General features: G+C 39.5%; 23 protein-coding genes and 2 pseudogenes. 4 read left to right on the forward strand and 21 right to left on the reverse strand.

Translation table 11 applies throughout. From position 1 onward, the window contains the following. The 19 genes and pseudogenes from T543_RS15120 to T543_RS05825 form a co-directional block, all read right to left on the reverse strand. A pseudogene (locus T543_RS15120) lies at positions 1 to 659 on the reverse strand (hypothetical protein); the annotation flags it as partial. A gap of 1,114 nt (positions 660 to 1,773) precedes the next feature. Then, positions 1,774 to 2,340: an NUDIX domain-containing protein gene (locus tag T543_RS05750; RefSeq protein ID WP_081829961.1), complete on the reverse strand. Its 567-nt coding sequence runs from the start codon at positions 2,338 to 2,340 to the stop codon at positions 1,774 to 1,776. After that, positions 2,309 to 2,464, reverse strand: a complete 156-nt coding sequence (locus tag T543_RS15835; RefSeq protein WP_155843163.1) for a hypothetical protein — start codon at positions 2,462 to 2,464, stop codon at positions 2,309 to 2,311. Before T543_RS15835 ends, T543_RS05750 begins: the two co-directional genes overlap by 32 nt. Before the next feature lie 119 nt (positions 2,465 to 2,583). After that, positions 2,584 to 2,841: pseudogene (locus T543_RS16205) on the reverse strand (ABC transporter ATP-binding protein); the annotation flags it as partial. Between the two features lie 21 nt (positions 2,842 to 2,862). Continuing rightward, positions 2,863 to 3,942: an acyltransferase family protein gene (locus T543_RS05760; RefSeq protein WP_035766680.1), complete on the reverse strand. Its 1,080-nt coding sequence runs from the start codon at positions 3,940 to 3,942 to the stop codon at positions 2,863 to 2,865. A gap of 231 nt (positions 3,943 to 4,173) precedes the next feature. Further along, positions 4,174 to 5,667, reverse strand: coding sequence for a bis(5'-nucleosyl)-tetraphosphatase (symmetrical) YqeK (gene yqeK, locus T543_RS05765; protein WP_442856087.1), 1,494 nt, complete (start codon positions 5,665 to 5,667; stop codon positions 4,174 to 4,176). Positions 5,668 to 5,913: 246 nt separating this feature from the next. Continuing rightward, complete coding sequence (locus tag T543_RS05770; RefSeq protein ID WP_035766684.1) at positions 5,914 to 7,047, reverse strand: M20/M25/M40 family metallo-hydrolase; 1,134 nt, start codon at positions 7,045 to 7,047, stop codon at positions 5,914 to 5,916. 96 nt (positions 7,048 to 7,143) lie between these two features. Continuing rightward, positions 7,144 to 7,668, reverse strand: a complete 525-nt coding sequence (locus tag T543_RS05775) for a GNAT family N-acetyltransferase (RefSeq protein WP_051638576.1) — start codon at positions 7,666 to 7,668, stop codon at positions 7,144 to 7,146. 77 nt (positions 7,669 to 7,745) lie between these two features. Further along, positions 7,746 to 8,039, reverse strand: coding sequence for a PDDEXK nuclease domain-containing protein (locus T543_RS05780; RefSeq protein WP_035766685.1), 294 nt, complete (start codon positions 8,037 to 8,039; stop codon positions 7,746 to 7,748). A gap of 83 nt (positions 8,040 to 8,122) precedes the next feature. Next, positions 8,123 to 8,920 carry a helix-turn-helix domain-containing protein gene (locus tag T543_RS05785; protein ID WP_035766686.1) on the reverse strand — a complete coding sequence of 266 codons (798 nt, stop codon included), beginning with the start codon at positions 8,918 to 8,920 and terminating at the stop codon, positions 8,123 to 8,125. Positions 8,921 to 9,634: 714 nt separating this feature from the next. Further along, on the reverse strand, positions 9,635 to 9,943 hold the full coding sequence (locus T543_RS05790; RefSeq protein WP_035766687.1) for a DUF6572 domain-containing protein: 309 nt from the start codon (positions 9,941 to 9,943) through the stop codon (positions 9,635 to 9,637). Positions 9,944 to 9,976: 33 nt separating this feature from the next. Next, positions 9,977 to 10,468, reverse strand: coding sequence for an ankyrin repeat domain-containing protein (locus T543_RS05795; RefSeq protein ID WP_035766697.1), 492 nt, complete (start codon positions 10,466 to 10,468; stop codon positions 9,977 to 9,979). A gap of 29 nt (positions 10,469 to 10,497) precedes the next feature. Then, positions 10,498 to 10,839, reverse strand: a complete 342-nt coding sequence (locus tag T543_RS05800; protein ID WP_035766700.1) for a DUF6572 domain-containing protein — start codon at positions 10,837 to 10,839, stop codon at positions 10,498 to 10,500. A 20-nt stretch (positions 10,840 to 10,859) separates the two neighbouring features. After that, the gene (locus tag T543_RS15840) at positions 10,860 to 11,030 is read right to left on the reverse strand and encodes a hypothetical protein (protein WP_155843169.1); all 171 of its coding nucleotides are present in this window, start codon (positions 11,028 to 11,030) and stop codon (positions 10,860 to 10,862) included. A gap of 38 nt (positions 11,031 to 11,068) precedes the next feature. After that, the gene (locus T543_RS15125) at positions 11,069 to 11,419 is read right to left on the reverse strand and encodes a hypothetical protein (RefSeq protein WP_155843171.1); all 351 of its coding nucleotides are present in this window, start codon (positions 11,417 to 11,419) and stop codon (positions 11,069 to 11,071) included. A 47-nt stretch (positions 11,420 to 11,466) separates the two neighbouring features. Next, complete coding sequence (locus T543_RS05810; RefSeq protein ID WP_242839482.1) at positions 11,467 to 11,898, reverse strand: hypothetical protein; 432 nt, start codon at positions 11,896 to 11,898, stop codon at positions 11,467 to 11,469. Between the two features lie 19 nt (positions 11,899 to 11,917). Continuing rightward, a complete protein-coding gene (locus T543_RS05815) occupies positions 11,918 to 12,616 on the reverse strand; it encodes a transglutaminase-like domain-containing protein (protein ID WP_035766708.1) in 699 nt (232 codons plus the stop codon). A 308-nt stretch (positions 12,617 to 12,924) separates the two neighbouring features. Further along, complete coding sequence (locus T543_RS05820; RefSeq protein WP_035766716.1) at positions 12,925 to 13,404, reverse strand: hypothetical protein; 480 nt, start codon at positions 13,402 to 13,404, stop codon at positions 12,925 to 12,927. Then, positions 13,404 to 13,613 (reverse strand): helix-turn-helix transcriptional regulator, encoded by a 210-nt coding sequence (locus T543_RS05825; protein ID WP_026490098.1) that lies wholly within the window; start codon positions 13,611 to 13,613, stop codon positions 13,404 to 13,406. Before T543_RS05825 ends, T543_RS05820 begins: the two co-directional genes overlap by 1 nt. Before the next feature lie 186 nt (positions 13,614 to 13,799). Here T543_RS05825 and T543_RS05830 point away from each other — a divergent pair, with 186 nt between their 5' ends. The 3 genes from T543_RS05830 to T543_RS05840 all read left to right on the forward strand — a co-directional run bounded on the left by T543_RS05830 (position 13,800) and on the right by T543_RS05840 (position 17,870). Then, complete coding sequence (locus tag T543_RS05830; protein WP_035766719.1) at positions 13,800 to 15,455, forward strand: dicarboxylate/amino acid:cation symporter; 1,656 nt, start codon at positions 13,800 to 13,802, stop codon at positions 15,453 to 15,455. Between the two features lie 126 nt (positions 15,456 to 15,581). Beyond that, positions 15,582 to 16,775, forward strand: coding sequence for an acetyltransferase domain-containing protein (locus T543_RS05835; RefSeq protein ID WP_155843173.1), 1,194 nt, complete (start codon positions 15,582 to 15,584; stop codon positions 16,773 to 16,775). 102 nt (positions 16,776 to 16,877) lie between these two features. Further along, positions 16,878 to 17,870: an RNA-guided endonuclease InsQ/TnpB family protein gene (locus T543_RS05840; RefSeq protein ID WP_051638579.1), complete on the forward strand. Its 993-nt coding sequence runs from the start codon at positions 16,878 to 16,880 to the stop codon at positions 17,868 to 17,870. Positions 17,871 to 18,222: 352 nt separating this feature from the next. Here the strand turns inward: T543_RS05840 and T543_RS05845 are convergent, their stop codons facing one another. Then, positions 18,223 to 19,485, reverse strand: coding sequence for a hypothetical protein (locus tag T543_RS05845; RefSeq protein WP_035766723.1), 1,263 nt, complete (start codon positions 19,483 to 19,485; stop codon positions 18,223 to 18,225). Positions 19,486 to 19,688: 203 nt separating this feature from the next. Here T543_RS05845 and T543_RS05850 point away from each other — a divergent pair, with 203 nt between their 5' ends. Beyond that, positions 19,689 to 20,576 (forward strand): DMT family transporter, encoded by an 888-nt coding sequence (locus T543_RS05850; RefSeq protein WP_035766724.1) that lies wholly within the window; start codon positions 19,689 to 19,691, stop codon positions 20,574 to 20,576. 69 nt (positions 20,577 to 20,645) lie between these two features. Here the strand turns inward: T543_RS05850 and T543_RS15845 are convergent, their stop codons facing one another. Beyond that, positions 20,646 to 20,816, reverse strand: coding sequence for an ATP-binding protein (locus tag T543_RS15845; protein ID WP_155843175.1), 171 nt, complete (start codon positions 20,814 to 20,816; stop codon positions 20,646 to 20,648). Positions 20,817 to 21,039: the final 223 nt, after the last annotated feature.

Consider the following 21,039-nt stretch of genomic DNA (forward strand, 5'->3'; position numbering starts at 1 on the left):
TCGATTACAGGCGCTTCCTCTACTACCGGTACTTCCTCTACTGCTGGAGCTTCCTCTACTGCAGGTATCTCCTCAGGCATTGCAATTTCTTCTACCGCAGGGGCTGCTTCTGCAGCCGCCTGATTTTCTTCGATAATAATTGTACTGTCTGCAACCGAAAGAATCTCTTCAACACTCGGGATATCTTCTGCAGCAGGTGCTGTCTCCTCCGGTATTGTAACCTCTTCGACCGCAGGAGTATCTTCCATCACAGGCGTCTCTTCTGCTACTGGCGCTTCCTCTATTACCGGTGTTGCCTCTTCTGCTACCGGCGCCTCCTCTATCACAGGCGTTGCTTCTTCTGCTACCGGCGCTTCTTCCACAGCCGGTACTTCCTCTACTGCTGGAGCTTCCTCTATCACAGGCGCTGTTTCCTCAGCTACAGGAATTTCCTCTACTACTGGTGCTTCTTCTACCGCAGGCGTTGCCTCTGCAGCCGCAGCCATTTCTTCTAATTTTTTATCAACATCCCCGGCACTTTCAGCCGAAGCCATTGCTGCTATCATATCATCTGTCGAAACAGCTGCCTTTTCTGTTTTACCTGCTTTCGCTGCAGCCGATTTCGTTGTCCTTGTTCTAGTAGTCTTCTTTACTACTTCCTGCTCACTTGATTTTTCCATGCTATATCTCCTCATTTTGAGACAAACTGATAAAATCCTACATATATATTATCTTTTATAAGCAGGACAAATCACAGTAAACTTTCTATAAAAAAGACTAAATTTAGTGTTAACTTTCTACTATTTTCCGCACTAAACAAAATGCCTCTTCTTACTAATCCTGATACAGCACTTATTTGAGACACCTTTTTATGGCAAACACCCCAAGTTGCCTTGAAATCACGGGTACTTGGGGCTTTTGATGAGTTCGGAGATACGATGACTGGACGAATTCTTCTTGTAACAAGAGCTAAAAGCCCCAAGTATATAGGAAATTAGACAGACTTGTTGCTTTTGCTCTTTTGGCCACAGCGTCTCGGAGCGCGAAAAGCCACAAGTTGCCTTGAAATCATGGGTACTTGTTGCTTTTGAGGAATTCGGAGATGCGGTGACAGGACGAATTCTTCTTCTGACAAGGGCGAAATACCCCAAGACCATATGAAAACAGCGGGACTTGTTGCTTTTACTCTTTCTGCGCTAACGTCCTGGAACGAGAAAAGCCACAAGTTGCCTTGAAATCACGGGTACTTGGGGCTTTTGAGGAATTCGAAGATGCGATGACTGAACGAATTCTTCCTGTGACAAGAGCGAAATACCCCAAGATCCTATGAAAACAGCAGGACTTGTTGCTTTTGCTCTTTTGGCTCTAGAGTCGCGAAGTGACAAAAGCCACAAGTTGCCTTGAAATCATGGAACTTGTTGCTTTTGAAGAATTCGGAGATGCGATGACTGGACGAATTCTTCCTGTGACAAGAGTGAAATACCCCAAGACCATATGAAAACAGCAGAACTTGTTGCTTTTTCACTTTTTGCTCTAGCGTCACGGAGCAGCAAAAAACCCAAGTTGCCTTGAAAACAACGGAACTTGGGGCTTTTGCTCTTTTGGCGCAACTCTTAGTCCTCTGCTTTCTTATTTCTTGCCTTGTAATAGATAACACATCTTATAGCAATGATAAGTCCCACAACAATTAAGATGAACGGAAGAATCATCATAAAAAGTGGGACTATAACATACGGGATTAAAAGCTGAAAAAATTTGATTCTTGTTTGCTCATGCTATCATCCACCGCCAAAATCATAGTGTTTGTTCGATTTCCTTTAGACCATTTCCCATCTCTTTATCGTTGTGATCCATTACATTATCGTAGAATTCATGAAAAGGCATTATTTTAACATCATTTACCTCATAATGATCAAATAAAAATCCGCCTTCAGGGACTTCTACACGTATCATGAATACTGATACCAGTAGACCGGTTCCATCATCCCAGTCTTTTATGTAGTCAAAAGCGAGTTTCAGATCCTTTGGATTGACAACAATCCCCAATTCTTCAGAAAGTTCTCTCACTGCAGCTTCATCCGGTGCTTCCCCTGAGCGAACCCCGCCACCGGTCATGTCCCATTTTCCGGCGTAATATCTGGCTTTAAGTGAGCGCTGCTGTACTACATACATACCTTCACCTTCTCCGGGTGTAGGAGAATCTGCAGTTTTCATTATAATAAGTACATGCCTGTAATACTCTCCGGGATACTTATTTTCATGTTTTTCTTTAATTTTTCCTGTAGGGATCCCATCCCTTGTGTATACATCTATATATTCCATAATATGATCACAGCCCCAGTTCCTTGCAGAGATTGTCATATCTCCTCTGCTCTTTTTCTTTTACTGGCTTCGATGAGTCTTTAAAACAGTGGTCGATTATATCTGCATCCTTTAATAGCTCATCCATAGGAGAATCTGTCACAAGTTTGTCATCGTGAAGCATTCATGAAGCATTCCTGTCATGACAGCTAATTCCTCATTTGTGCCTCCGAATGTTATAATTATAAAAATTACAAACTAAGTAGTAGCTTGTACTGTTAACTCTTTTCTATCCATTATAAATCATATGGGGAGTTTGGCGCTATGAAACTTCCAGCTAACGGCCTGTTTTCTTCCACTGACAAAGTTCCTGTATATTCCGTCCTGCTCCATCAGCTCATCATGCTTGCCCTGTTGAACAATTTTCCCTTTATCAATAACAACTATCTGGTCTGCATGTCTGACTGTCTTAAGCCTGTGAGCTATCATGATAATGGTCTTTTCCTTAGTCAGGTTCTCTATGGCCTGCGTAAGCTCTTTTTCATTCTCAGGATCAACATTGTTAATGGTCTGTTTATTGACTCATTTTAGTTTTTTAATACCCAGCACTGCCCACCTGAAAAACGGAATGTGTGAAATAATGGCATATAGCCCGTATCCGAAAATAAATCCAGCCACCAGGCTTAACATGTAGCACGCAGGCGCAGGTAGGAGTCCCGGCTTTGCAAAGATCAGAGCAACGGAAGATATTCCAAGATAATGAAATACATATAGTCCAAAGCTATGAGATGACATCCATTTGGATATAGAACCTGAAACATCCCCGAAACGTGCCATTCCCGAAAGCATGGCAAGTGATCCCACATACGCATCAAGCGAGTATAAAAAGCCCCTGTTGATAGGCTTGTCTGCATAGTTATCGCCGAAATATAAGACAGCGAAAATCACACATATAACAGCAGCTACCGCTATCAAAGGTACTGCTATCTTCTTCAGCCTTTCGATTACCTCATCATTTGAGAACACGAAATAGCCAAGCATGAAAAACACGAAATAAAATGCGATTCTGTAAACTGAAATTATAGGTGTATTAAGAATCTGCGCTGCGCCCCAGATTGGAAAAACAAATAAAGCAACCAGCCACAGAGGAGTCCCCGCTCCGGCTGCCAATACCTTTCCCTTTTCAATCTTTCTGATCAGCACAAGCACCACGCAGTAAACCCACAGAAGATGCATATACCAAAGTACTCCGCTTCCGGATGCAACCATTATCAAATAGATAACCGGCTTCGGAACTCCCGCTGACGCAAGTCCTTCAAATCCTCCACCAAGTGACATGCTCACATACCCTTGAATAAACTGAAATGCAAAGAGACCTATAGTCGATGGTACCAGAAGTTTTAAAGTTCTGGACTTTATGAACTCATTATCCGAATGTGAATCCAGGGATAATCTGGCACTTATTCCGGAAACCACGAAAAGAACCGGCATAAACCAAGGATAGACCAGATACTGAAAAATATCGTAGTACTGAACCGACAAATCTGTGATTTTTCCAATACCGCCAAGAATGCCTTCCGCATTATACATATAAAACACATGATAAATAACAACGATGATAACTGTAATCCAGCGAATGTTGTCCAAATAGTGTTTTCTCATACTTATTCCACCTCGAATATTATGTATTGGCACGATTGCTCCGCAATCCTGCCCTATCGGTCGGAACCATTCCAAATCATGACTTCGTCATGATGGTTCCTCCCTCGCAATTTTTTAACATTATTTTATTGCACTAATCAGTATGAGTCCACCAATTGATGGTTTTAGTCAAAAACTGAATTTATTTCAAAAATCCTACCCGCGCTTTGTCTGTTTTTGTCATCGTTTTTCTCATACCAGAAATTTGTTGCGTAACAACTCAAGTTCTCTGTCATTACATCCGGTTGCTTCAAATATGAACGAGTCATTTGAAAAGTAATTATTTTCTATATAATATAATCCTGATCTAAGAACCTCCGGAACTACGCTTATACTTGTCTGAAGACCACGTTTCAGGTTTTCTTTGCCATTATCACGAACACCCAGATCAGCCTTTATACTCTCGGTTTTAGTAAATAAGGTTACAGCAGATGCATTGTAATCGTTGATAATGTATTTTTTATCGCACCCAAGAACTAAGAGAAGAAGTGCCGCAATGATACCGGTTCGATCCTTTCCGCTGGTACAATGAAAAAGAATTGTTCCGGGGGATTCTCTAAGAAGTTGAAAAATGCGATGAATCGAATCCAATGAACGTGCATCCATGGAAATGTTTCTGTACATTTTTATCACTTCGTCTATGCGGGCATATTGCTCAACATACCAAGCTCTATCAGTTTCAGACAGACTTTGCATATAACGCTGTGTAAGGTAATCCATCCTGCTTGTATCTATATTCTCAACCAAAGGAATGTTCTCATACCGCACTCCTGCAATGCTTTTATCCGGGGCTTGCGCTACTTCCATTGGCGTGCGAAGATCGATCACTAGAGAAAGACCAAGCGTATTCAAATAATCCGCTTCTTCATCTGTTAACTGATGAAGGTTTCCACTTCTAATTAGAAGTCCATCTTTAATCTTTCTTCCGGAATTAGTCGGTAAATCTTTTATCCACCTGGCATTTTCAACAGATTTCAGTTTTATTTGATTGCAGCGAATCAGTTCAAACGCTTCGTCAAACTCCTCATCGGAAAGTATGTCATTGTTCTCAGGAGATTGATCATATATCTGGTCTGTTTTGCAATAATCTTCAAGCAAATAGTCATATGCCTCAGAGGTGATATCACAAACATACTTTGGTATGCTATTGCTAACCTGATACTCAATTACAACTCGCAGCATTCTAAGGATTGACAGATTGATATCAGTTTTAGCGATTTCAATAAGAGTCCTTAGCATTGGTTGATTTGGTCTTTGGGGTTCGGCATGGTCAGAAAGGAATATAATTTTTTCAAGTAATGACATATCCGGACGCGCACAGACATGAAACCGAATTGCGTTCAAAGCATCTTTATCAGAAAGTCCGAATTCATGTTCTGCAATGAGCGCTCCAATTTCTGCATGCAGATTAGCTTCATATTGCAGGCTGATATCTTGTATCTGATGTCCATATTTTCCTGCAATATTGGCCATTTCATCCGGGGACATATCTTTTGCTATATCATGAAGCAGGGCAGTTTTCCGCACAAGGTCCTTGTCTACATCGTAAAATTCTGATAAATAGACGGCTACAGTGGTCACTCCCAGCGTATGTTCAAACCTGGAATCGCTCATATATGTTTTAATATGAGATATCCATTCATCTTCAAGCTTAATCTGTCCGAATTTTCTTATTTCTTCAAGCATCTCGTTATCCTTATCCTTCCATTGGTGAAACGGTTCTAGCTGCAAAAAGACCTGAGACAAGCGGATCCTCTGAATAGTACTCAAAATTTCTTCCGCAGAGAATGCTGCGATGAATGTTGAGTGCCGGGGCAATTCCTTTTTCCCTGTCTTTTGAAATAAAGTGCAGATGCCATCATAATCGGTGCTAAAACCAGTTTCTTTCTCATTTTTGCCCCCTTATATTCGCAAAAGCCTTTAAATTGTTCCTCATGGTTGTGTCATAAGTATCTTTATCAGTTCTGTGAAGTCTGCTATTTCCTGGACAGTTGTGTATTCTTCAGTTGTATGTATGTTATGCATGGGACCGTATATATTTAGTCCGTCCATTCCGTGTTTTATCAAAGAATTTATATCACTTCCTCCAAAGGATTTCTTTGCCACGGCTCTCCTTCCCTGTTTCTCTAATGCTCTCTTATATCTATTCAAAGCACTTCCTTCTGCGGCTTCGGGATCTATCCTGTAAACGGTGATTCTTTCTTTTTTATCTATGCAAAGCTCTGCACCTGCTCTATTCGCTTCTTCTGAAAAAATGCTTTCTACTAAGTCTATTGTCCGATGTGCATCTTCATGGACACCGCTTCTTATCTCACCTTTTATAAAACAGTTTTCCGGAACAGCGTTGGTAACACTTCCGCCTTCTATTATTCCGATATTCAGCGTGGTGTGATCATCAGCCCACCCCTGCTTTATTCTGCTGATTGCAGCAGCTGCTACTGCTATTGCATTTATTCCCTTTTCAGGCTCATAACCAGCGTGGGAAGCCTTACCCTTTATATGTACTTCGAATGAAATGAGTGTCGGCTCGCAGGATGAATAGACTCCATATTCTCCGCTGCAGTCGGGAGCAAAGGCTATCCTGGAGCGAATCCTTGAATAATCAAGAGCCGCGCTTCCAAGGCCGTAAACCTCTTCTGCCACCGTAAACAGAAACTCTATTGGCGGATGATCCAGATTTTTCTCGATTACTCTGGTGTACGCCTCGATAATTCCTGCTATGCCAACCCTGTCATCTGCTCCCAGGACAGTCGTATGATCGCTTGTGATTGTTCCGCCGTCATTTAATATGATCTTCTTATTGTTTCCCGGAGATACGGTGTCCATATGTGCACAGAACAGAATAGGCTCAGAGTCTGCATACTTTCCCCGCCCCTCTGCAAAGCCATACAGATTCCCACAGTTACCACCGATCTTACCGGCAATATCATCCTCGATAAGCTTTATTCCCAGCTTTTGGAACTCTGCTATAAGATAATCAGCGACAAGCCTCTCATTAAAGGATTCACCGTCTACCAGCGCAAGCTCTGTAAATCTGTCTACTACTCTCTTGTCATTTTCTCTCATAGATAATTGCTCCTGCTTCTTCACAGTCATCTATCAAAATAATAGCCTCAATTCTATAAGCATTTTCCCATATCCTACTGTGCATTTAGCTGCAAATTAAACATCTTTAGCCATATAAAGTAAAAGGTCATCATCGTTGAAACAGGGTGCATACTGTTCTAATTGTTTCCCTTTATACCAGACTCCGCTGCCATCAAAATTGTAACCTCTTTTTACATACATCCTCTGAGCCGGTCCATATCCTAAATGAACTCCAACTGCCAAGTAAACTTTATCGGAAACTTTTGACGCCTCTTTTTCAACAGCATCCAAAAGCCTATTTCCAATACCTTTATTATGAACATCAAAAAAAACTGTCAGATCTTCAATTTCAGGATAGCCTTGATTTCCCCAAGGACCTTCTGTAGGATTCAGAACCAGAGTACATTGCCCGGAGACTCTGCCATCATACTCTGCGATAAAAACAAATCTTTTAACATCCTCCTGTTCTTTAAAATACTTTTCGTATGTTGCTAAAGAAGGATGCCAACCATACGAAAAATATGTATCATAAAGGATTTTTGCATCTTCAGGAATCATGCTCCTAATTCTTATAGTTCCGTCATCATAATACGTAATCATCTACAACCACCCATCCGAAACGAAGTATTTTATTATCTCACTATCATACTTCGGCGAGTTTATTTATATATCCTCGCCTATTTCTGCTCCATGTTCTTTTTTCTATCAATTATGGCTCCGATTATCATACCTGCGGACATTCCGAGAGCTGTTCCAAGGCACATACCTGTTGATATTCTGCCAGATAACAGATAACTTGCGATACATCCAACTACAAGTCCTATGCCCATTCCCCAGCTCTGGCCGAGTACCAATCCAACAGGTGGCGCATCATCTGGCTCATTGATTTCTTCTGCAAAATACCCCATGTACATGTTCATCTGGCCAATATCATCATACTCAACATTGCTCATACTGTCCATTCTGTCCATTCACATTCCATTTTTTACAAAATAATACCGGAGACTATAAAGTCCCCGGCATTAGCATAAGTTATTTTATCTCTTGTATGTTTTCACATGAACTGCGCAAATTTAGACATGCTCTTTGTATCATCTGTCTTCAAAAGAAACTCGGATATTTTCTTCAGTGTCTTTCTTCCAAGAAAACAGGCAATTCCTGTTAATTCAGACACATCTCCTTTTTCTATAGCCTTATCTACAATGTTTTCAAGAGACTTTTTTGATAAGAACGGAGCAAGTGCTTTTATCCCATCGAAGCTGTCGCCTTCTATTCTTGAAACAACATCATCAAGTGCTTCCTCTGACATAAACGGAGCCAGGGCAACCAGATCTCTAACATTAGATGAGGTAATCTTCTTTGAGATATTGGTCAATGCTTCTTCTGATAAGAAAGGCGCAAGAGCTACAAGGTCTTTTAAATTTGCTTCATCAACCCTGGAGGCAATTTCATCAAGGTATTCATCATCCAGGAAAGGCGCGAGTTCTACAAGGGCTTTGATATTAAGCTGATCATTCTCAGATGTCTTCCTGACTTCCTCTGTAAGTTCCATTGGTGGAAGCATCGGAGCCACATCTGTTAGTTCTTCTGATGTAAGTGGCTCAGAGCTTTTTTCCAGAACTTTCTTTACTGCAGTTGATCCATTATCATTTCCAAGTAGTTCTGTCACATCAAGATCAAGAGCCTTTGCTATATCAGAAATCTTTCCGATATCGGGCATGGAATTTCCGCGCTCCCAATTTGATACTGCCTGATAACTTACTCCGACGATATCAGCAAGTTCAAGCTGTGTCATATTCTTCTTTGTCCGGGCATTCTTGATATTTTTAGCAACTTTATTCATATCTAACATTTTATCTCTCCTTAATCTGTATTGGATACTGGCCGGTACCTTTTGTCTGATACAAGAATACCTCTCTGAGCAAAAGCTGTACATCAATTTGTAATTGAGTCCGAATTTCTGCTTAAATACTGAGACTCAAGCAGCAGTTGAGAAGCATATATCAAAGCTTTATCTCATTAACCAATTAGTTAAATCTAGTACTTTTATTCCTTCAATGTCATAATCATCATGCTTTGTATTCGCTATCAAAATCTTAGGATATGCATCTTTTATCGCTCTTAGTGGAGACAACTCTCTTTCCAATGTATCTGAATCAGAAATATTATCTGACTTAAACTTCGCACATGAAAATGTGCTCTAGAACCTTGATAATTCAATAAAAACTGGCATTTAAAAAGACGTGAAGCCTCTATATTTGGTATAATTTAAGTACCACCAAAAAAAACACCATAAGGAGACTCACGCCTTGTCTACGATTATATCACAGAATGACTTCGATACTATGCAGAATGTGGATTCAATTAAAATCTTTTTGAAAGATTCCACATTTCCTCTATCCTCAAATCATCCAATGTCAGGAAAACAAAGGGCGTAGCTCCTGTTCATATCCTAATGTATGCTTTTGCACTTTCACTTTCTCAATGTCATTACTCTTAATTGCTTTTCGCATTTCTTTAATCAATTCTTTTTCCATAATAAGTAAGCTTTATTTCATATATATTCTCATTTGGTTACAAAAATAAAACTCAGGCCATTTTCTTTTACCCATGAATCTATCTTTTTCAGCCATAAGACGAATCCTTCGCTTGGCTGACATGGCATAATAAGCTTGATATTTACATTATCTTTTACAACTGTTGGAAATTCTTTTTTAAACTCTACTCCCCCAACATACCCCATGTAATTTTCTATCTTATCTAACAATATCTCTTGATCTTCCGGAGAATCATCAATCATTTTATCCATTACAATGACTAAATCTAATCCTCCATCTGATCTTTTCCCTATAATATCTATTGTATTAGCATCCACTGTATCTATATCCCTTTCAAAGCCAGAAAACTATTATAACTCTTTTAAATAATTAGCAATTTCTGTCTGGCCATACTGTCTTGCAAACTCATAAGCATCACAGGATTCCAGTTCTCCAATAGGATAAGCAGCAGTTATATCAATACCATTTTCAACAAGTAGTTTTACAACATCAAAATGTCCATTATAAATTGCAGCAAATAAAGGATTTTTTTCAGCAGTGCTTACATCCAATACAGCACCATTTTGAATCAATAACTTTACTATATCCAAATGTCCCTTAAACGCAGCATCCTTTATAGCGCCACCATCAGTTACTCCAGTACACTTATTCACATCTATTCCACGCTCAAGCAAATACTTAACTATATCTATTTTTCCCTGTGCAGATGCCATTTGTAACCATGTTCCAAAAGGTGTTTCTACATCAAGCATATCTGGATTTTCTTCTAGAATACTCTTAACTGCATCGATATTCCCTTGTTTTATCGCTTGTCTAATTTCCCTGATCAATTCTTTATCCATAATACATAAGCTTTATTCAATAGATATTGTCATTTGGTTGCAAAAACAAAGTTCATGCCATTATCCTTTACCCATGAATCTATCTTTTTCAGCCATAAGACAAATCCTTCACTTGGCTGACATGGCATAATAAGCTTGATATTTACATTGTCTTTTACAACTGATGGAAATTCCTTTTTAAACTCTGCTCCACCAACATATCCCATGTAATTTTCTATTTTATCTAACAAAATCTCTTGATCTTCCGGAGAATCGTCAATCATTTTATCCATTACAATGACTAAATCTAATCCTCCATCTGATCTTTTCCCTATAATATCTATTGTATTAGCATCCACTGTATCTATTCCAATTAAAAGCTTTCTTTTCATATATCGCTCTGCATTGTTTATTAAACATGCGCCAAAGTGTATAAAAATGCGATCACTACAGATGCAACAATATGCCACATCTTTCTATTGGCCATCGGCTTCTTTCCTTTTTCAACCATTGATAAAACTAAATGCACTAATAAAAGTGCAATCAAAAAACTCATAAAAAAGTATCCTGCAAAATAAGCCATTGTTAATTCCTCTTCTTTCTTTTTATTCTTCTATGCTTTTATTTTTTTGCATTTATCTGCTTTTCTTTAGCTTGCTTCAAAAGCACTTCTAGTTCTTCTTTATCAAAATACCCCTGATTTTCGGGCACAGTCAGCAAAAGCACTGGATGTTTTCTGATGAAGTTTTTTGTATTTTCTAGTTCCTCATCTTCACTCAATGGCCACTCTCCATTCTTACAGAAAAACAGTACATCATTTGCATCTTTCTCAGATTTTTTCAGTTTTTCAAAATTTTCCTCTGAAATATCATAATAAGCAATTTTTCCTGATAATCCTTCTGCCCAAGATACTTTCTTTTGACCATCTATTTCTAATACTGCAAATCCTTTACCTTGATACATAGTTTTCATATGCATGCTCACATCCTGTTCTAAACTATTTCCAACGGAAGCTCTTATCAGTTATAGAAAAACTTAATCTCACTAACCGTAGATCTGCTGTCAAAATTTGATACTATTTTTCCCCAATCAAACTCTTCTTTCTCACCAATCCCATATTCGGCTAAAATAGCATCGTGAAGCATTTTTCTTTCTTTTTCAGTTTCCCATGTGAATTCTTTTTCACAGTTCATAAGTGACAAACAATAAATCCTGCCTTCACTAAAGAAAAGATCTACCAAATACTGACGCCCATCGATTACCTGTGCACCATCCAAAGTGATAATTCTAATTCCATCCTGATCAGTATAAAACTCTGTATTTTTAAACTCATCAAAAGTGTATCCTGGACGTACAACTAATTTATCTGAAATATTCACATTTCCATTTTTCCAATTGCTCATAATTATTCTCCCTGCCTGCGAGCTTGCCTGAATAACTCCGATTTTCATAAAGCTCCTACATCGCATCTTATCGATTTCTAATCTTCTTAACATTGCGATTCATCAAATGTCTACCAAGATTCTTATAAGCAAATGCTTTTATGGCAGACATCTCCTGATGATGTTCCTTAAGCAAATCATCAGGGCAATCATACACGCCAAAGTCCTGATTGATGCCCTCACTCTGGATATATGTATTGTTCCTGTCAAAATCAATTACAGGGTTCTTGAAATCTTTTACCGCTACACCGTAGCCACAAAATGCTTCGGTGCATTCAGGATTCTGCTCCTGCAACTTGTTAAGATAAGCCTTGTCTAAAATAAATGCTTCAAGCTCATACCACTTCTCTTCAAAATAAACTTCTACCCAACTATGAAAAACATTCTGCGGAGCTCTTTTATAAACAAAACCTGTCATAGCTCCTTCTTGAAGCTTCTTATCAATTGTAAATCCATGAACCCTGCAGGGAATACCGCAGCTTCTGAGCAATGCCATAAAAAGAGTTCCTTTTGTGTTGCACTGACCATAGCCATCAGCCAGCACCTTTGATGCAGGAACACTATCATCTACATTGTAACCAAAGAGGATTTCATCTCTTACAAAATTATAAATAGCCTTGATACGCTCAAACTCATCCAGTTTTTTCCAACCTCGTTCTTCAACAAGATTCTGAATTGATGCATCGGAGAAATTAAGCATAGGCGTTTCATTTAGATATCTTTCCATTATGTCACCACCTCGTCTAGTATTATCATATGTGCCCCTACAAACTGCGATTTATCGATTGCATATGCAAATAATCATACTACAATCCTTGGTACAATCACAAACTGATATTTACAACTTATATCTTTATATCTTTAATAAATGCATAGTCAGAAAAAGGAAGCAACCAGTCTGATTGCTCCCTCATAAATCTAAATTATCATAGAATACCCATATTCCCTCTATTATTCTTTTTCATATCTTTTTTACCGTTCTTTCAGGAATCATCATCAATTCCTAGAAATATATGTATTCATTACACTTTTTATTCATTCCTCGCCCGTATATGTTCTAGTATAGTATGCCATGCTTACTATCTTGGCAATCCCCAGTATAAACAATGCTGCCATAATAGCAATTGCTGCTTCAAAACTGAAAAAGCTTACTACTATTGCAAATAATAATAGGAAAATAGCTGCAAACTTTACTGTAAACTTCCCAGATAGTGCTTCGATATGACACATACGCTCATCATGCATTTCGTTATAGATTTGTGTAAGTTTCTTATCATCCTTAAGAGCATTTGAATACTTTACAAGATGATAAATACTTATGATGTCCAATACGATTACCATTCCTATTACAAATCCCTGCATGAAATCAGCATAATTAGATGTTGCATACCTTGCAGTTATAGTTGGTCTCTGTGACACAAAATACAATGCTGCACTAAGTAGTATAATTCCAACATATGCAAAATTCTGTTTTTTAATTGATTCTCTCATCTGATTCATTTTTTTGTTATTCATTAGTCTTCTTCCTCCAAGCTCTCAAAATCAAATACTTCCTCGATGTTCATATTGAAGTGATGTGCAATCTTATACGCTAATATCAGAGACGCTGTATATTTTCCTACCTCTATAGAGGTAATTGTCTGACGCGTAGTTCCAACAATATCAGCAAGTTCAGATTGCGAAAGTTTATTCACTTTCCTTAACTCCTTTATTTTGTTTTTCATGACAGCCTCCAATTTTTTGCTAAGTTTGCTTTGCAAATTTAGTATAGTTTACTTTGCATATTATGTCAAGCTAACTTTGCATTATTTTTTATGCTTTTTTCATTTTTAATATAGAGTTAATTTGTTGCGTCCTCATTGGCTCATGCGTGATAATTATATAAATTCACGAAAAGAAAGGAATATCGCATGAAGGAATATGTATTTAAAAGTGACAGAGAAAACATACCTGAGGCGCTTGATTTTATAAAGAATTGTCTTGCAGAGGGAGGGATTACCAGGGGAAAAGCAGTAGAACCAATCCTCACTGCAGAAGAGATACTTGTTAAAATATGTGACGTCTCCGAAGATGGAAGCGACGTACATATCGAAGCTGGGGGACTTCTGAGCAGTTTTACCATTAAATACAGCGGCAAAGGCGGTGAATTTAGCATTGCTGATATCCAGAATAAATTCCTTTTTAATGGTGATAATTCCATGGGTGATGATGCTGATGAAGTCATGAAATCACTGATGGAAAAGCTCTTTGGCGATAACCTGAGCGTGAAATGTAACAAGGGAAAAATATATGTTAAGCAGGTTGTAGAAAAATCCCCCTATGCTCCTCTTATAATGACGGTGTCCTCACTAATTCTGGGTATAATTGCAGGTACTATCCTTCATTTGTTCATTCCGGAGAGTGTTTCCGGCATGATTATAGGCAATATTCTTGCGCCTTTGGAAAAGGTAATAATGAATGCGATAAAGCTCTTAGTTGGACCCCTCGTATTCTTCTCTATTGCAAGCAGCATAGCTGAATTTTCAGATTTTAAAGCCCTTGGAAAAATAGCGATGAGGATCATTGTGATGTATATGTTAACCTCTATAGCTGCTATATTTATAGGATTATTGACTTACCATATTTTCCCGATTGGACAGCCTGAACTTATGTTGGCTGTAGACTCTAATAATTCCATGCAGATTGTCAATCAGGCAGAGCTTGGCAATTTTTCAGTAATAGATACACTAGTTAGCATCGTACCGACAGATATCATCACCCCTTTTCAAAAGGCTGATATGCTTGAAATAATCTTCATGGCGGTCTGCCTGGGGATGGCCTCTGCAGAAATGTCAAAAACTGCACCAATTGTAAAAGAATTTATATCATCCATGAATGGCGTTTTCTCCAGGATTACAGGAGCTGTTATACGTTTTATGCCTATTATGATATTCTGCTCTATGGCTAAAATGATGGCAAATATGAATTTCTCATCTTTCATGGAAGTCTTTGCTATAATCCCTGAAATTTATCTGGGCGATGTGTTCATGATAGCATTATATATGGTATTACTTATGGTATTTGCAGGGCTTAACCCGCTTAAGTATATCAGCAAGTACTATCCTGCTATGCTAACAGCATTTACAACTTCTTCCAGCAATGCGACTCTGCCATCATCTATTCGCCAGTGTAAAAAGCTCGGCATATCAGAAAAAATCTATTCATTTTCGCTTCCGCTTGGTGCCAGTATAAATATGGATGGAAACTGTATCACTCTTATAATAAGCGCTCTGTTTTTTGCCAGAATTTATGGCATTCCCTTTTCAGGGTCTATGTTTATGCAGCTGTTCATATCAATTATTGTTTTGTCCATAGGAGCCCCCGGGATTCCAAATGGAAATCTGGTATGTCTTACGCTGCTCATCCCACAGATTGGCATCCCCCCGGAGGCAATAAGCCTTGTTGTAGGGCTATATCCTATAATATCCATGATGCAGACTCTTACCAACGTCACAGGAGACGCTGTGGTTACTACAATTGTGGCAAAGAGAGAAAACATGATGGATATTAAGACATACAATGAATAGGAGTCAAATGACCTTCTTGGTCTTCCATGTGTTTTTCGCAAATATAGCAAGAGCAGAAAAGGTAAAGGAAAACAATACCGAAGACTGATAATACTTCGGCACTTACAGGAGATTACCATGACATATTTGGCTGATTATGAGGTAAATCGTGGTAGGCAGCCCGAAATTGACTGTATGAAGGCATTAGTCATTATTATTATGATCTTTCTGCATGTCTTCGAGGGATGCACTACGAGAACTTCCGTTACCTACTACGTTCTCACTTATCTTGAATGTCTGACCGGAGCAGGAACCTTTATGTTATGCATGGGCATAGGAGCACGCTATTCCCGACATCAGATGCCCAAGGACTATCTGCGCCGTGGTTTCGAATTGTTGACTGTCGGGCAGGCATTAAACTTGGTAAGGGTTTCACTGCCCTACCTGATCATCTGGTGGATTAACGGTGACAGTGCTTATCTGTCCAATGCTTTATTAATCATACAGGCAGATATATTGAGCTTCGCAGGCTTTGCATTTATGTTGCTGGCGTTACTCAAACGGATGAGGTTCTCTGATGGTGCCATTGTGCTGACAGGTATCATCATGAACGCTTTTGCCTATGTGCTTTTCCGCTACTTCCACACCACCGGCAATTTTCTGGTGAATCAGTTGCTGGCTTATTTCATTGTCACTGATGCGGAGGCATATTTTCCTCTGTGCTCTTATTTCGTGTATGTTGCATTTGGTTATGCCCTCGGCAGGATATACCTGAGGATCAGGAATAAAGATGCCCTTTCCGTCCGGGTATTGCTCTTGTGCGGACCAATCGCCATCGGCTATTATCTGCTGCGAGCCTTCGTGCCTATTTCCGTGCTGCCGGAGTTTAACAGCATAGAGATGTATATTATGAAACCCGGGTCCGATGCTTTGGCAAATATATTGATGTCGGTGTTTCTGCTGGCAGTGTTCCACATACTGCTTCGTCACAAAGAATCACCGATGCTGGTTAATCACTTGTCCGGACACATCAATCAATACTATTGCCTTAGTTTTATTCTGATAGTACCGATGAGCATACTGCTCGTGGCTGTCCTGGGAGAACGTATGGAAGGTAATATTATGCCGATGCTCTATAGTCTGATAGTGTTAACAGCCTGCTATTTCATTATAAGCTGGGTGGATAAGCGGAAGTTGCCGAACAGCATCATTAAACTGAAGAGTCCGTGGTATGTGGTGGCAGTTACAACAGTATGGCTGCTGACTTTCGCTATCGTGGCCTACGTCTATCCCAGAATTACAGAGTATGCAACAATATGGAACAATTATTTGGATTATTGATTCGTCGAAGACTGTTTTTCTTTACATATCTGTCAGTATGTGTATAATCCCATCTTTGACAGTCTAAATGCGAGGAAGCCTGTAAATAGGGGAAATCCTCGCATGCCGGGTTATGTATGCCGGGGAAAATACAAGACAGCCATCCTTACGAATCAGATATGCAGGATAAAGGAAGATTCCTTTATACGTTTCCCCGGGACAGCTAAGACTTTAATACTTGGCAGGGACTTTCCCCGGGGAAAACTTAAGGAAGTGCGGATAAAACCACATGGTAAGGACTTTGTAATGGATGTGGTGATTGATGTCTTAACAGTGGGAATAGAGCCTTTGGATGACCGGGAAGTTCTTAAATTTCTTTCATCAAAAGATGACATTTCCGATATAAGGGTCATGTCGATAGATCCGGGTACGAATAATATAGTAGCTGTAGCGAACAACTTTGGGGCAGCCCCGTTTGTGGTAAAGGGCGGACTGATAAAGTCAGTAAACCAGTTCTACAATAAGGAAATGGGGCGGCTTTCTTCATGTGCCATGAAGTGCAATAACAGATACCGGACCAGGAAAATGAGTATACTCACTGAAAAGCGCAACAGGCGCATAAAGGATGAGTTCCATAAGATAAGCAGAAAGCTTGCAGACTATGCGAGGGATAACCATGTGGATGTCGTAGTGATGGGGCATAATGTATTCCAGAAGCAGGAAGCGGGTATGGGGCATATCAATAACCAGAATTTTGTGCAGATACCAATGCTGATATTTGCAGATATGCTAAGATATAAGCTTGCTGAATATGGGATAAGGTTTGCGCTTACGGAAGAGAACTATACATCCAAAGCGGATTTTCTTGCGATGGATGAGATCCCTGTGTATAAAAAGGGAAGTAAGGCTGAATATGTTTTTTCGGGAAAAAGGATAAAGCGCGGACTCTACAGGCACTACGATGGGACAATAACAAATGCAGACATAAACGGAGCTGCAAACATCTTAAGAAAAGTATTCCCAAAGGTAACCCAATGGGATAGGGGCATAGTGGACATGCCCTGTTCTTTGGGATGCACTAAGCATCCCAAAGGTTCATGCCGCTCTGCGGCATAACAGAAACATCTTCCGACGCAGAGTCGGTGGAGGTAGTTCATGGTTTTCAGCAAAAGACACAACTGCATCCGGCATTCCACCAACTACCAAATATTGTCAAAAATGCAACGAATTTTGAACTTATTTTGTCAAAAATACAACACATATTTAAGCGATTTTGTCAAAAATACAACATGTTACCTTTTTCGACCATGCTCAGTTGAACGATAGTCACATTTGTGCCCCCTGTATTTGACAACAAGATTATCTGCTTGCGCCGCCTCCGTCTGAATAACCACCACCGACGGAATCACTTGAATCAGAATAACTACTATTGTCATACACTTTTCCTCCATAAAAACAGCCACCTGTTTTACGGCAAAGGAAAATGCGCGTTGTCTGCAGGGATATGTTTGTGTACTTTGTAGGAGATACCATTTCTTTTAAGCTCATCAAGCAGACTCTGAATTATGATATCTTCCTCAAATCTTTGATGTACAGTTAGGAAAATCCTTCCTCCGACTGCGGCAACTTCAGTAAGCAAGGCATTGGCGCTTGGTACGTGAGTCCAGAATTCAGAGATATACTCTTCAACAGCTTTATACTTCCATTTTCCAACATAGCTTACCATATATGTGAAAAGCAAACGTCCTCCTGAGAGAGACCTTGCAAATACATCATATTTTTCAGCAAGAGTTGGAGCTGAATCAAGCATTAGACGGTTTCGGTTAGCAGAAAAAGTCATAGCTCCGGCTACCCGTTCAGAATCGCTCTGAATAAACGTCTTTCCACGGTAAACTGTGCATTGCCTGTCGAATGGCATGTTTCTTATTTTGTCGCTGTAATCAAGAAAAACCGTACTAACACAGTTGTGATGTGTGATTGAAGCTCCAAGCATAGGTCGTGCATTTATTATATATGAGCCCATGATTTTCTTATCCCGGTCAGGGTAAAGCGAATCTATCACTCTGGCATTTAAAAGAGCTATCATCGTTCCCGGGCTCGCATCGTTTGCGGATGTATACTTGAGAAAATCAGCTTCTGAGATCTCAATATCTATAAGGTTAAGATCTGCTGTATGAAACCCTGCATCTTTCTCCAGGGAGAATGCGGGCGTATATGAAGGTGTGGCAACATTTGACAGATCTATCTCGGGAAGGTAATCCAAAGGGTCTATTGCCTCTTCAGGACGCACTTCATCCTCAAGTGTGCGAACGCCCTTGTGATCCGTCACACCATACCTTCTTGAGCAATACTCATAAAGCAAGGTTGAAAGAACCATATACATACCAGTCCCGTCAAGAAGGCCGTGATATATGTCAAGATAGATAAAATCGTCCCTGTAGCATACAGCCCATACATGATAATTGGTCTCTTCGCTGTTCAAGCTGATTCTTTTATTGTCATTTATAAGTGCAATTTCATTGGGGTTATCCTCATAATATACCCGTTTTTCGTCCCTCTTCATCTGCACGGATAGATAAGGATAGCGCTTTGAAGTATTTCTCACCGCTTCTGAAAGCATCTCACCGTTTATCTCATCTTTCATTCGCACACACAGTCTTACAGTGTAATCCATATTTAGTCCAAAGCTTCCATATACATGCAATACATCGCCGCGCGTCAATTCTTTCAATCTTTTGTCCTCCTATTCTCGTATTTACAAACTGAAATATGCGTTGTTAGAAAGTACTATCCGGAAGTGTTTCAGCTACTTTATTGAATTTATCGATTTACAACATAGTCCTTAAGACTTATTATATCATGAGTGCTCTTTCATAATAGAAACAGATAGATTATGCAGAGATTAAGATAAATCAACAAAGGATATGTGATCTGATGGATAAAAATAAAATTAAAGGAATATTATTAACAACCATTGGTGCTGCCTGCTGGGGTCTTTCTGGCTCAGTTGGGCAGTATCTTTTTGACGTGCAAATGATGGACAGCAGATGGCTTGTGCCTATCAGGTTGGGACTTTCCGGAGTGCTAATTCTACTGTACTCACTTATCAAATATCCAGACTCTGTTTTTTTACCATGGAAAAGCAAAGAAAAGGCAGTAACTATGCTCATCTATGGACTGGCAGGTGTGTCAGCATGTCAGTTCCTGTACTTTCTCACAATAGAACTGTCCACTGCAGCTGTTGGAACAATCATGCAAGATTTGGCTCCAATATTCATCCTGGGATATACATGTATAACAACCAAGAGATTTCCCAAGTTTTTGGAAATATTGTCAATCATAATGGCTCTACTGGGTGTGTTCTTTCTTACAAGCCATGGCAATATCACCGCAATGACAGTACCGTCAGCGGCACTTTTTACAGGTGTCTTAAGCGCTGTTTGTGTTATGATTTATAACGTGCTTGCGCCAAAACTCACCAATGACATTCCGGTCATAGTTGCACAGGGGTGGTCGTTCCTGCTTGGAGGTATATGCATTGGTATCATTTTCAGAACCTGGACAATCCACTATATTCCGAATCTCTATGGAATAATAGGCATTTTATTCGTTATTGTAGTTGGCAACCTCTGCGCTTTCACTCTGTATATCAGTGGTGTGAAACTTATAGGACCATCTAAAGCAATTCTCTATAGTTTTGCTGAGCCTCTGACCGCAGCAGTCATTTCTACAGTTGTGCTCGGAAGTGCGTTTACGGCATTTGATGCACTGGGTTTTGCGATGATCTTTATCATGTTATGGCTGATTACACTTAGTAAGTAAAATGGTTATAAGTATATGAAGAAAGTATTTTTGTTTTGTTTCCCCAATATTTCTGTTTTATTAAAAAAACTATGATTCAAAAGAAACTATAGAAGTAGTTCCTTTTCCCAGAACACTTTTTACAGTAATTTCCGCACCGCAGATATCTATGACTCTTTTCACAAGGGCAAGACCAAGACCGTTGCCCTTTGTTACATGATAAGTAGTCTGGTGTATCCAACTCCGCGTATCCAATTTCATTCTATGGGTTATCTCATCCCTACAAATCCCTACAAATCTTCCTATTTGTCATTGACTATCGAATATATGTTTGATAAAATTTCTCTCGGTGTTACCAGTAATCACGGTAGGCGGTTAGTCCTTCAATCGGAGGACTGTGACCTCTGTTATCATAGAAATCTCTTTGAGAAATCTTTGTTGGAGGTATTTGCTTATGCTCACCATCAGTGACCTTATCGCAGTG

It is taken from the genome of Butyrivibrio sp. NC2002 (assembly GCF_000702265.1).
GTDB lineage: Bacteria > Bacillota > Clostridia > Lachnospirales > Lachnospiraceae > Butyrivibrio.